Source organism: Thiobacillus thioparus DSM 505 (genome assembly GCF_000373385.1).
Lineage (GTDB): Bacteria > Pseudomonadota > Gammaproteobacteria > Burkholderiales > Thiobacillaceae > Thiobacillus > Thiobacillus thioparus.
Genome location: NZ_KB891317.1, coordinates 23,560 through 35,724, shown reverse-complemented (window position 1 = coordinate 35,724; position 12,165 = coordinate 23,560). Strand labels below are relative to the sequence as shown.

At 56.4% G+C, this 12,165-nt stretch carries 13 protein-coding genes and 3 tRNA genes; 8 read left to right on the top strand and 8 right to left on the bottom strand.

Features of this window, described 5'->3' with window-relative positions:
* The first annotated feature begins 72 nt into the window (after positions 1-72).
* From B058_RS0105810 to B058_RS0105800, 3 genes are all read left to right on the top strand, one after another.
* Positions 73-149: transfer RNA gene (locus B058_RS0105810), tRNA-Pro, on the top strand.
* A gap of 45 nt (positions 150-194) precedes the next feature.
* Positions 195-271: transfer RNA gene (locus B058_RS0105805), tRNA-Arg, on the top strand.
* Between the two features lie 36 nt (positions 272-307).
* A tRNA-His gene (locus tag B058_RS0105800) sits at positions 308-383 on the top strand.
* 50 nt (positions 384-433) lie between these two features.
* On the opposite strand, the gene B058_RS0105795 is transcribed toward B058_RS0105800, so the two are convergent.
* The gene (locus B058_RS0105795) at positions 434-817 is read right to left on the bottom strand and encodes a YchJ family protein (RefSeq protein ID WP_018507538.1); all 384 of its coding nucleotides are present in this window, start codon (positions 815-817) and stop codon (positions 434-436) included.
* Positions 814-1,443, bottom strand: coding sequence for an arylesterase (locus B058_RS0105790; RefSeq protein ID WP_018507537.1), 630 nt, complete (start codon positions 1,441-1,443; stop codon positions 814-816). The genes B058_RS0105795 and B058_RS0105790 overlap by 4 nt, the downstream gene beginning before the upstream one ends.
* Positions 1,444-1,470: 27 nt before the next feature.
* Between B058_RS0105790 and B058_RS0105785 the strand changes: the two genes are divergently transcribed.
* Together B058_RS0105785 and B058_RS0105780 are read left to right on the top strand one after the other, a co-directional pair.
* A complete protein-coding gene (locus B058_RS0105785; RefSeq protein WP_018507536.1) occupies positions 1,471-2,178 on the top strand; it encodes an ABC transporter ATP-binding protein in 708 nt (235 codons plus the stop codon).
* Positions 2,175-4,676 carry an ABC transporter permease gene (locus B058_RS0105780; protein ID WP_018507535.1) on the top strand — a complete coding sequence of 834 codons (2,502 nt, stop codon included), beginning with the start codon at positions 2,175-2,177 and terminating at the stop codon, positions 4,674-4,676. The genes B058_RS0105785 and B058_RS0105780 overlap by 4 nt, the downstream gene beginning before the upstream one ends.
* Positions 4,677-4,780: 104 nt before the next feature.
* On the opposite strand, the gene gcvH is transcribed toward B058_RS0105780, so the two are convergent.
* The 4 genes from gcvH to B058_RS0105765 are packed head-to-tail and all read right to left on the bottom strand — an operon-like array spanning position 4,781 to position 8,088.
* Positions 4,781-5,170, bottom strand: a complete 390-nt coding sequence (gene gcvH, locus B058_RS17480) for a glycine cleavage system protein GcvH (RefSeq protein WP_245539264.1) — start codon at positions 5,168-5,170, stop codon at positions 4,781-4,783.
* The gene (gene lpdA, locus B058_RS0105775) at positions 5,157-6,569 is read right to left on the bottom strand and encodes a dihydrolipoyl dehydrogenase (protein ID WP_026240686.1); all 1,413 of its coding nucleotides are present in this window, start codon (positions 6,567-6,569) and stop codon (positions 5,157-5,159) included. Before lpdA ends, gcvH begins: the two co-directional genes overlap by 14 nt.
* Positions 6,570-6,590: 21 nt before the next feature.
* Positions 6,591-7,496, bottom strand: coding sequence for a transporter (locus tag B058_RS0105770; RefSeq protein WP_018507533.1), 906 nt, complete (start codon positions 7,494-7,496; stop codon positions 6,591-6,593).
* 49 nt (positions 7,497-7,545) lie between these two features.
* Positions 7,546-8,088 carry an OsmC family protein gene (locus B058_RS0105765; protein ID WP_018507532.1) on the bottom strand — a complete coding sequence of 181 codons (543 nt, stop codon included), beginning with the start codon at positions 8,086-8,088 and terminating at the stop codon, positions 7,546-7,548.
* A gap of 354 nt (positions 8,089-8,442) precedes the next feature.
* On the opposite strand from B058_RS0105765, the gene B058_RS0105760 reads away from it, so the two are divergent.
* Positions 8,443-8,952 carry an AmiS/UreI family transporter gene (locus B058_RS0105760; protein WP_018507531.1) on the top strand — a complete coding sequence of 170 codons (510 nt, stop codon included), beginning with the start codon at positions 8,443-8,445 and terminating at the stop codon, positions 8,950-8,952.
* On the opposite strand, the gene B058_RS16515 is transcribed toward B058_RS0105760, so the two are convergent.
* Positions 8,949-9,602: a response regulator transcription factor gene (locus B058_RS16515; protein WP_018507530.1), complete on the bottom strand. Its 654-nt coding sequence runs from the start codon at positions 9,600-9,602 to the stop codon at positions 8,949-8,951. The two genes, B058_RS0105760 and B058_RS16515, sit on opposite strands and share 4 nt — an antisense overlap.
* Entirely contained in the window at positions 9,599-10,843 is a 1,245-nt protein-coding gene (locus B058_RS0105750) for a PAS domain-containing sensor histidine kinase (protein ID WP_026240684.1), read from the bottom strand. Before B058_RS0105750 ends, B058_RS16515 begins: the two co-directional genes overlap by 4 nt.
* 234 nt (positions 10,844-11,077) lie before the next feature.
* Between B058_RS0105750 and B058_RS17475 the strand changes: the two genes are divergently transcribed.
* Positions 11,078-11,410 carry a carboxymuconolactone decarboxylase family protein gene (locus tag B058_RS17475; RefSeq protein ID WP_026240683.1) on the top strand — a complete coding sequence of 111 codons (333 nt, stop codon included), beginning with the start codon at positions 11,078-11,080 and terminating at the stop codon, positions 11,408-11,410.
* Positions 11,411-11,722: 312 nt separating this feature from the next.
* The gene (locus B058_RS17470; protein ID WP_081616738.1) at positions 11,723-12,136 is read left to right on the top strand and encodes a DUF3224 domain-containing protein; all 414 of its coding nucleotides are present in this window, start codon (positions 11,723-11,725) and stop codon (positions 12,134-12,136) included.
* Positions 12,137-12,165 lie beyond the last annotated feature (29 nt).

Below are 12,165 nucleotides of genomic sequence, written 5' to 3'. Positions count from 1 at the left end.
CCCGGCCGATTCGCCAAGGTATAGTCTCGCCTCTCCGAAATGCGCCCGGAACACCGGACGCCGATAGGATTTCGGGGTGTAGCGCAGCCCGGTAGCGCGCCTGCTTTGGGAGCAGGATGTCGGAGGTTCGAATCCTCTCACCCCGACCACCCCCTATCCGACAAGTAAGAGATGATTGCCCGAGAAGTGAGTCTCTGCCCGTAGCTCAACTGGATAGAGCACCAGCCTTCTAAGCTGGGGGTTACAGGTTCGATTCCTGTCGGGCAGGCCAAGGTTTTCGTTGCCAGCCTTGCTGGCGACAACAATGGTGGATGTAGCTCAGTTGGTAGAGTCCAGGATTGTGATTCCTGTTGTCGTGGGTTCGAGTCCCATCATCCACCCCACCGTTTAACGAGAAGCAGAACAAGGCCCGCGCGAGCGGGCCTTGTTCGTTTCATTCCCGGATCTCGCCGTCGACATACAGCCAGCGTCCGTCCGCCCGCTCGAAGCGGCTCGTTTCGAGCAGTCGGAAGGCACGGCCGTTGAGTTTGTAGCGCGCGATGAACTCGACCGTCGCATGGGTTTCGTCCAGCGGCGTGTATGCCTTCACCGTCAGACCCAGCCATTGTGGGTGGGGTACGGCATCGAGACCCAGCGCAACGGGGCAGGTCGCGGGATGCCAGGTCGCGCGCAAATAGTCCTCCAGGCCCAGCACATAGGCGCTGTAGCGCGAACGCATCAGGCTTTCAGCGTCCGGCGCCGGATCGCCTGCATGAAACCGGCCGCAGCAGTCCGTCAGCGGACGCCCCGATCCGCACGGGCAGGCCGCCGCGCTCATGGCTTGTTCACCGTGCAGCGCAATTTCGGCTTGATGTGCGGCCACACGGCGTCGAGCATCGCACCCTGGGCTTTTTCGTTCGGGTGGATGCCGTCGGCCTGCATCATGCCCGGCACGACTGCAACCTTGCAGACAAAACACGGCACGCGGACGATTTTTTCCTCGCGCGCCACGTCGACGTACAGCTTGTCCACCGCATCGGCATACAGCTTGCCGTAATTCGGCAACACCGGCGCCTCCAGCAAGGCCACCCAGGCGCCTGCCGCTTTCGCCTGGCGGATCATCGTCACCAGGTTCTGTCGGATCGTTCCGGGCGGCGTGCCGCGCAGCGCATCGTTGCCGCCGAGTTCGATCAGCACGCCTTGCGGATGATGCCGATCGAGCGCAGGCTGCAGACGCTGCAGGCCGTTCTGCGTGGTGTCGCCGCTCACGCTGGCGTTGACCACGCGCCAGTCTGGCGCCGCTTTCTTCAAGCGGCTGCCGAGCCTGTCCACCCAGCTCGCGCCATTTGCCAGACCGTATCCGGAACTCAGGCTGTCGCCGACAATCAACAGGGAGCAGGGGTTCGCCGCCGCCCAGCCCGGAATACACAGCAGCAGCAACAGCAACCACACGCGATAATTCATTCACTCACCTTGAACCGATCCATTCCAATGACGCCACCCGACAGCGCGCAGTTCCCCGATACCGTCGTCCTGGCACGCGACCTGTCCCAGCGCGTGCCGACCGCCGGCGGCATGCTCGACATCCTCAGCGAAGTCGGGCTCGCCGTCAAAGCGGGCGAGACGCTGGCCATCACCGGCGCGTCCGGCTCCGGAAAATCGACCCTGCTGGGCCTGCTGGCCGGGCTCGACCATCCTTCCGCGGGCGAGATCACCCTGCTCGGCCAGCGCCTCGACGCGCTCGACGAAGACGCCCGCGCCCGCCTGCGCGCGGGCCGCATCGGTTTCGTGTTCCAGTCGTTCCAGCTGCTGCCCGCGCTCACCGCCTTGGAAAACGTCCTGCTGCCGCTGGAATTGGCCGGCCGTCCCGACGCGCGCGAACGCGCCGCCCATTGGCTCGACCGCGTCGGCCTCGCCACGCGCGCCACCCACACGCCGCGCCAGCTGTCCGGCGGCGAACAACAGCGCATCGCCATCGCCCGCGCCTTCGCCACCGATCCGGAAATCGTGTTCGCCGACGAGCCCACCGGCAACCTCGACGCCGACACCGGCGCACGCATCATCGAACTTCTGTTCGACCTCAATGCCTCCGCCCATACCACGCTCATCCTGGTCACCCACGACGATGCGCTGGCGGCGCGCTGCCAACGCCGGCTGCACCTGGTCGCCGGTCGCGCGCGCGAAGAGGCCGTTGCATGAGCTTCGCCCGGCTCGGCCTCTGGCTGCTGCGGCGCGAACGCGCGAGCGGCGAATGGCGTGTGCTGCTGCTGGCGCTGATCATCGGCGTCGGCAGCGTCAGCACCACCGGTTTTCTCGGCGACCGCCTGAAGCGTGCCATGAGCGAACAGGGCGCCAGCTTCCTCGGCGCCGACCTGCTGGTCACCAGCCCGCGGCCGATCGAAGACTGGCCCGCCCTCGCCGTTACAAAAAGCGCACGCCCAGCCAGCCCGCTTGCACGCAGCCAGGCGCTCGAGTTTCCCAGCATGCTCGCCAAGGGCGACGCCTTCCAGCTCGCCACCCTGCGGGCCGTCGATGCGTCCTACCCCTTGCGCGGCAGCGTGCGCATCGCCGACCGCCCCTTCGCGGCCGGCACCGCACGTCCCGCGCAGCCGCCCCCCGGCATGATCTATGTCGCCCCCGACCTGCTGCCGCTGTTGTCGGCCAAAGTGGGCGACCGCGTGCAGATCGGCGAAGCCCGCTTCACCATCGCCGGAATCGTGGCCGAGGAACCGGGCCAGCTCGGCGGCGTGTTCGGCCTCGCGCCGCGCGTGTTCATGCGCGCCGAAGAAGTCGCGAAAACCCGCGTGCTGCAGCCCGGCAGCCGCGTGACCTACCTGTACCAGGTTGCCGGCGACCCGGCGCAACTCGCCGCGTTCGGCGCCGCGCTGAAACCCCGGCTCGACAGCACCCAGCGCCTCATCGGTTCGCGCGAAGGCGTCGAAACCCTGCGGGGCGCCTTCGCCAATGCCGACCGCTACATCCAGCTCACCGCGCTGATCAGCCTGCTGCTGTCGGTGGCCGCCATCGCCATCGCCGCCCATCGCCATGCGCTGCGGCATTACGATCAGGCCGCACTGCTGCGCTGCTTCGGCGCCACCACGGCACAGCTGCGTACGCTGTATGCCGTCCAATTGCTGACGCTGGGACTGTTGGGCAGCCTGATCGGTGTGGCGATCGGCGCGCTGATGCAGCAGGCGCTGGCGCTGCTGGTCCTGCCCGATGCCGTCACCCGCCTGCCGTCGCTCGGGCTGGCGCCCGTGGGCGCTGCCGTCTTCAGCGGCCTGCTGGCATTGGCTGGCGCCAGCCTGCCCGCGTTGATGCGCCTCGTCCGCGTGCCGCCGCTGCGGGTGCTGCGGCGCGATCTGCCGCCGTTGCCGGTCGCCGCGTGGCTCAGCGCGGCGATCAGCGGCTCTGCTTTGCTGCTTCTGATCACCTGGTATGCGGGCAACGCCAGGCTGATCGGCGTGTTCGTCGGCGCGCTGGCCGGGCTGGTCGTCGTGCTGGCCCTGTTGGCTCGCCTGGCGCTGGCAGCCGGCCGCGGTGTCCAGAAAATGAGCCACGGCCCGGTACGTTTCGGACTCGCCCAGTTGCTGCGCCACCGTTTCGACAGCACCCTGCAGCTCGGCGCCTTCACCCTGGCCCTGTTTCTCGTGGCGCTGCTGGCGCTGGTACGCAGCGATCTCATTGCCGGCTGGCGCCAGCAATTGCCGCCGGACGCGCCCAACTACTTCCTGATCAACATCGCCCCCGCCCAGCAGCAATCCGTTGCCGCCTACCTGTCGCAGCACCATCTCAAGGCCTCCGCGCTCTATCCCATGGTCCGCGGCCGCCTTACCACCAGGAACGGCGCCCCCATCGCATCCACCCTGCCGCCGGACGCGCGCGACGCCAACAGCCTGCGGCGCGAACTCAACCTGACCTGGACCGCCATCCTGCCCGCCAACAACGCCATACTCGCCGGACACTGGCACGGCGACCGCCGCGTCGCCGAAATCTCGGTCGAATCGGGCATGGCCGAACGCCTGCATCTGGCCCTCGGCGACCAGCTCGGTTTCCAGGTCGGCGACCAGACGCTCGCCGCCCGCATCACCAGCATCCGCAGCGTGAAATGGGACTCGATGCAGCCGAACTTCTTCGTCATCTTCGCCCCCGGCCAGCTCGACGCCCTGCCCGCCAGTTCCATCGCCAGCCTCTACGTGCCACCCGATGCGGCCGGCGTGTTGCCCAGCTTCATCAAGATGTTCCCCGGCATCACCGTGCTCGCGCTGGACCGGCTCATCGCCAACCTCGAAGCGGTGTTCGCCCAGATCATCGGCGCCATCCAGTTGCTGCTGGGATTCCTGCTCGCTGCCGGCATGGCCGTCGTCATCGCCACGCTGCTGGCCAGCCTCGACGCCCGCCAGCAGGAAGCCGTCCTGCTGCGCACCCTGGGCGCCCAGCGCGTCTACCTGGCCAAAAGCCTGTGGAGCGAATTCCTCGCCCTGGGCCTGCTGGCCGGCCTGCTCGCCAGCGCCTGCGCCGAAATCGCCATGGCGCTGATCGCCCAGCGCCTGTTCGAACTGCCGCTGCGCCTGCATCCGTGGCTATGGCTCGCGCTGCCGGTGGCCGGCGCCCTGCTGGTCGGGATGAGCGGCTGGCTCACCACGCGGCACATCACGCGCGTGCCGCCGATGCAGTCGATCCGGGCGCTGAATTGATGGTTGGGGATTTTAGGGAATGAAGGATACTGATCCAGAAAAGACTGTTGGGTGCTTGTTCATCGAATGGCTTTCCGATAGTTCAGTAATCACATCCCATGTAATTACTCACTCGGCCCTAAGTATTTGATATAGCTTTCTGCGTTCATGAGCTGATTTATCTCGTCAGCATTATTTAGTCTTATGTGTAGGAGCCATCCTGCCTCATATGGTTCTTTATTCACTAACCCCGGATCTCCACGCAAATCAGCATTGACTTCAACCACACTTCCGCTGATAGGTGCAATCAAGTCTGACATGGCCTTCTGTGATTCAATCGATCCGAATGATTTTCCCCTGAAAATAGAAGATCCGACCTTAGGCAGATCAAGGTAAATAACCTCTCCTAAATTGTTTTGGGCAAAATGGGTTACGCCAACCACTGCTTCTCCGTTTCCCAGCACCCTAACCCAAAGGGCTTCTTGATGATATAGGACCGTTTCAGGGTAATGCATGTTCATGTGAGGCCTTATGTTTCAAGGGTTTATGCACAGCTTGGCCCAATGCATCCTCAGCGGCTTCGAGCATTGCTTCGGACAACGTTGGATGAGCATGTACGGTATGTACGATTTCGTGGACTGTAGCGCCTTGTTGAATAAGTACTGCAGCTTCATGCACCATATCCGAAGCATGCGCACCAATCACATGCGCCCCCAACAAGCGGCCAGTGGCGCGATCGATAACGACTTTTACCATCCCGGACAATTCATTCATTGCTTGAGCCTTACCCAACCCACGCATGTCGAATTTTCCAACACTCACGATATGACCAAACTCCACAGCTTTCTCTTCGCTTAGGCCGACACTGCCTATTTCCGGCATAGTGAATACGGCCCATGGGATGGTCGTGTCGTCTAAAGGCGCCGGATCACGGCCAAGCATATGACCCACAGCCAATCGGGCCTGGGCAGACGCCGCGTGCGCCAGTGCCAAACGACCATTCACATCGCCAGCGGCATACAGGCCATCCAAATTGGTGCGCATCATTTCATCGACGACGATTTCTCCACGTGCCCCCGTTGCCACGCCAGCCTTTTCCAACCCAAGACCACTTGTATTTGGCGCACGACCAATCGCAACGAGAGCACGCTCCGCACTGTCAACCAGCACTCCATTAGACAAGACATTCACGCTCGATTGGTCGCACACCAGTCCATCGACTTTGCAATTGTCGATGAACGTAATGCCTCTTCTGCGCATTTCGCGCAGAACGATTAGAGAAATGTCCTTGTCAATGAATTGCATAGGGCGCTCACTCATCGCGACGATCGTCACCTTGACGCCAAGCTCATTCATGATAAATGCGAACTCACAAGCAACTACGCCATCACCGATGATGGTTAAAGTACTTGGCAAGCTCTTCCACTTAAGCAGGTCATCGCTGGTTGCCACGCGATCTTTGCTGGCCATGCAACTTACCGGCATCATGGGAACGGATCCCGTGCATATGAGCACGGCATCGCCTTTAACAACGCCATGCCCATCCACTTCAACGCTTCTGCCGTCAATGACGCGGCCAACTCCCTGAACATGCTCCACTTTACGGTCTGCCATGAGCCCGTTTATGCCACGGTTCAGCAGGCCAATGACATAGCTAGCCCGTTCCTGCATTGCCGTCCAGTTCGCCTTCACTTCTCCCGTCAGCTGCAACCCATACGAATCGGCATGACGCATCTTGTACAATAGGCTGCAGCTTTCCACGAGCGTCTTTGTCGGAATGCATCCCCTATGCAAACATGTTCCACCAAGCGAATGGGGATCAATTAGAGTGACCCTTGCCCCTTCAGCAGCGGCATGAGACGCAGCAACATACCCTGCAGGCCCGCCGCCGATAATTACAATGTGTTTGGACATTAACCTCTTCCCCGCCGTTTTTCAGAATGCTTTCAACAACCTGAGATGGAAGCGATTCTCTTCTTTGAACCCATTTTCTACGTTAATGTCCTGACCGTAGTAAGCTTGAATTTGTACGGAAGGCATAACCCAGGAAGAGCCTCCCACATAAAATCTGGATTTCTTTTGTTCATTATCCTGGCTTACGCCATCAATGCTTTGCTCCCCCCCCCGTTCGTAGGCGTATCCAACGAACACATTCGTACTTGGCGTGACGTCATAGCGAAGCGATGTCTGAGCCGTGTAATACGGCTTCTCCGACAAGGTTTTACTTGCAGGGCCGTACTGATTATTGTTGCCGAACAATGTCACATCGGCAGCAAGATCAATACTCAGCTTGTCCGTCAGACCCTGGGCCAAGCCGGTTGCCAAGGTCCACTTCCAGCGATTCTCGCCTAGGTTGAGCGCTTCATTTTTATCATAGCTGCCCGTGGGAACCCAGATATAGTGCGCGAAGCCAAAGTTGGTATGCCGAGTGTCGCCCGTTTTCAGCCAAATCGCATTGGACAGGATAAGGTCGCTAATACCCGTAGCGTCGCCCAGGCCGCTCATGTCACCCTTACCTTCAAGCTTCCCGAACGGCAGAATTGCCTGGCTAAGCGCCGTATAGTCTCCGAGCTTGAAATAGTGCACAGGGCGAACAATTCCAATATTCGCATCTAGTTTATTGTCTCCAGGAATCTTGGAGCCATTCACATAGAAGTCCTTAAAACTTGTGAATTGGTAATATCCCAGGAAGAGGCTTGTTCCCGGAGGTGCAGCAACCCAGTCTCCCGGGTTGAAATCAATCGCAGATGCACTTGGCGCATAACTTGCTGTAATGCACAGGCCGGCCGTCAGGAGGGCCGAAAGCAACGCGGATACCTTGATGTTTGATCTATTTTTCATCGGTTCAATCCTAAAAATTTAAACACTTAACGACCTCAATAAGCGCAAATCAGCCCGCAGCCTGCGCTACGTACTCTGTCCCACCATTTATGATTGCCTTGCCAGAAACGCGAATCGGGCGGACCAGCGTGTCCAGGATCGGGCATTGCGCCTCAACTGCATCAATCAGCTTCTTGAGTGTGGCTTCGTCTGCGCTGCTACGCAGATGCGTCTCGAAAGATAGATCCGTGAAACCGGGAGGCACCTCGCCTTCGCCCATCCCCATCAGCCCGCGCAGATCTAAATTTCCTTTTAGTTCAATCTTGACTGATTCCAACGGGATATCCATGGACGAAGCCAGAGCCGAGTACATGATTTCCTGGCAACTTCCCAATGCCGCCAGAATCAAATCCGCCGGGCTCATGGCCGAGTCCCCTCCCCCAAAAGCAGCAGGTTCGTCCACCATTAGGGAATGCCTACCAACTTGGTTATGGCACAGCACATCCCCTTTCCATTCGGTGGTTCCACGGTAAATTAACTTGCCATTGGAAGGGTTCTCCTGAACTGCCGCGGCCAACTTACCTACAGCCGCTTTAATCGCTTCTTGTGACATATGTATCTCCTAAAATATTTGCCATGTACTGAACGGTTATTCCCCAACCACCCCAGCCCGAGTAGTCAAGGCTATGAAGATCGTAAGCACATCACCTCAACTGGAAAATCCGCTTGAATGCATAGGTATGAATACCTATCTTTCTCGCAAAGGTTGAATATTTCACAGCTGAAAGGAATTCCGTATTTTTATAGCCAAATCACATACGTATTGATGCGAATAGCCACATAAGCTGCGAGGAAATACTTTGTTCACTGCAAACTGACAATCACAAAGATTCTGTCGGAATGCAAGGAAACAGCTCGGGAGAGTTCCCGTGATTGATTGAAACAAATACTCGTTAAGGAGAAAAGTATGGCTTTTATCGGAGTTGTTATGCTAATGATCGGAATGCTGTTGTTGACCAATGCTGCTTGGCTACAGGGGAAAGTTGAGACAAAAGATGTGGGCGTTTTCAACCTGATAGTAGGCATCATCACCGTCTTCTATTCTGGTTATCTCGGTTTGGTCGAAGGGAACGCCCATCTTTCGGCTGCCTTCATTTTGTTTGGAATGACCTATGTCTGGGTTGGGATCAACGCCCTACGCGGGGCAACAGACCAGAAAGCACTCGGTTTCTATTGCCTCTTCGTGGCCATCCTCACCTTGCCGTTTGCCTTTAAAACCTATCAGTCGGGCGATATTGTTTTCACGATCGAGTGGCTCGCATATGGCCTCACGTGGTACCTGTTCTACAAATTGCTTTTCGCAGGTGGCAATGTCATGAAGGTGCTGGTTCCCATGGTTTATCTGGTCGGCTTCGCCGCCGGATTCACGGGTTGGTCAATGTTGTATGGTTATTGGCCTTTCATCAAGCTTACCTAACACGCATGCGGTTGCCCCGTCTGGGTCTCGGCTGTCAATAGCCGACCCTCGGCGAGCAGAAACATTCTGACCAATTGGCAGAGAGAATCCGCCTGCAGCTTGAACATAACCTTCGCCCTGTACACTTCAACGGTACGAGAACTGATATTCATCTGGCGTGCAATTTCTTTATTGCTAAGACCGGTTATCAGTATTTCTGCCACTTCCAGTTCGCGTGGAGACAACCGTGCAATCCGATTCTGGATTTCCTCTTTCTGGATATTCATGTCGTAGCGTTCCTCACTCAGCCTGATTGCTGCTCGCACGCATTCCAGCAAGCGATCCTGCGTAAATGGCTTCTCGATGAACTCCATTGCTCCGAGTTTCATCGACTTGACAGTCGTCTGCACATCGCCATGCCCCGTAATAATAATTACCGGTAGCGTACAGCCGCGTATTCCCAACAATTTCTGAAGCTCTAATCCGCTCATACCCCACATACGAATATCCAGCACGAGACATCCATGGTGTCGCATATCCGTATCATAATGAGACAGAAAATCGAGAGCCGATTCGTACGCTTTTGCCTCCATACCTGCCAAATCGAGCAGTGTGCATAAACTGTCTCTCATGGCGTCATCATCATCCACTATATATACGGTCGGGTTCATAACAGTTCCTCTTCGATAACGGGCAGCAATAATCTAGCTGTACAACCCCGACGGTCCGGATTTTCTTCTAGGAATAGGCTGCCACCATGCGCAATTGCAATGGTTCGACTAATGGACAGACCCATCCCCATTCCTTTGGGCTTGGTCGTATAGAAAGAAGTGAAGACTTTATCCCTGGCTAGATCAACCAAGCCACATCCATTGTCAACTACCATAACCTCGACCTTCCCTTCTCCTTTCAAACTAGTGCTTATCGACACCTTGCCAAATACAACAGGACATACCGTTTCAATTGCCTCTATTCCGTTACGCACAATATTTAGCACCACCTGTTGTATTTGAATCGGATCAGCCATAATTTTTGGTAGACCTTCTCCAAGCGCTAGCGATACGCTAATCCCACGTTCGCGGGCCTCGGCAATACTTATGTTTATTACATTTTCGATCAGCGAATTTACGTCACATACCAACATACTTGGTTCACTCGTAGAGGCAAACTCCCTGATCTTCCGTATGATGAGTCCAGCCCGCACCGCCTGCTTACCAGCCTTGCCTGCTATCTCATCCAATTTCAAAAGTGAAGTGCGTCCACGTCTCTTAGCCAGAATTTGTATGGATTCCATATAATTCGAGATGGCACACAAAGGCTGATTCAATTCATGAGCCAGCGTAGTAGCCATCTCATTGACAGTCACCATACGGCAAACTCGCGCGAGCTCTCCCTGATGCCGCCTCACATCATCTTCGGCTTGTTTACGTGTTGTAATATCGCGGGTAATTCCAAGCAAAGCGATAATTTGTCCTGCGCTGTCACGCATTGGAACTGCGTGAGTTTCCAGCCACCTCTTCTGGCCTTTCAAGCTTTCTATCTGAAATTCAAGCGAGCCTGACTCACCTTGAAACACGCGCTGAGTCAGGTCAATGTATTGCGCCTTGTTCTCCTCGACCACCACCTGGAAAATACACGTTCCCAACAACTGCTCTGGTGTATCGGCATCCATTAGAGCCGCGCCAGCCGGATTGATTTCAAGGACTGTACCGTTGCGTGATAGCAGCTTCACACATTCCGGCTCAGTTTGAATTATCGTATGCAGAAAACACTGCTTCTCTAGTAGCTGTTTCTCCAGATTGATTCTATGGGCTATCTCATTCTTAAGTTCGCTTCTTGATCTGAGCAGATGTATAACACTCCCAATAGCATAGGGTGTTACTAACGCTACAAGTAAAGTAGTACCCGTCATTTTCAATCTGGCGCGCAACCTTAAGACTCAAGGATTCACATATATACGCTCCAGCGTAGATTTTCTACTAGGAACATCCCTATATCCGTAAAGGGATACTTACTTAGCAGTTTGGCGTATTGACCCGCCCCGTCAGCAGCGCTGAGTCAAATGGATTACGTATTTCAACGGATATTGCGCAACCCATGTGCTCTATAAACTTCTCATTCCGATTACCCTTATAAGGAAAACAGAATGAGCAACATTTACCATGACCCATCTGACCTCAATCGTCTCAAAGATCTTTCCCAGGCTGCGCCCAACGAATTTAAGGCATGGCTCGCACTTGACCAGATCGTAGCCAAGGAAGATGGCGCAATCTCCAGGAAATATCGTGAACTTATTGCTTTAGCAGTCGCCCATACTACACAGTGTGTCTATTGTATAGACGTGCATGTCGCAGCGGCAAAACGCGCTGGTGCAAGCCGAGCAGAAGTTGCCGAAGCGATATTTGTCGCGGCGGCAATTCGTGCTGGCGGCGCTGCTGCACATGGCGGCATGACAATGAAACTTTACGACAGGGAGTAATCTTATAATTGGCAGATTATATTGCCATAGAGAATTCTAAATAGGAGTCCATATTTCTAGTACATGGACCCCTCCTAATTTCACCAGTCTGACCTTTCGTCATCTATTGGCTGGCAGGCGGCTCGGTCTGCATTACGGTGATCATATTCTGTGTGTGGGCCAGCTGTCTGGCCGGCGCAATTCGGTGGACCTCGCCTCGCACCAGCATCGCTCAGACAATGCGGGCGGCAATTTGGCGAACGGGTTGAGCAGCTTGCCCCACGATACGATCGTGGGGCAAGCCATCTTCTCTTTCACCATGGAGTCATATCAATGTCTATAGAAAGTAAATGCATCTTCCAGATTACTGGCTGGGATGAAAAGACTTACCAAGAAATTGGGGATAATGCAAAGCTCACAAATGCAAAAGTTACGCAGTCCTACTCTGGTGCAATCGAGGGAACAAGTACCACCGAATACCTCATGTCATATACCGGTCACGGCACAGCCAACTTCGTGGGGCTAGAGCGAGTCTCCGCAACGATTGAGGGGAAGTCCGGCACGTTCGTAATCCAGCATGTTGGTTCTTTTTCGGAAGGCAAGGCACGCAGCTCGTGGTCTATCATTCCGGGCTCAGGTACAGAAGGTCTTGCATGTCTCTGCGGCAAAGGCTCCTTTGTAGCCGGTCACGGTGAGCCAGCACAGGTTTCATTGACATATTCGTTTGCGCCAAATGCCCTAACATGAGCTCAACCTCGCTCCCTTCGGTCGCTGGA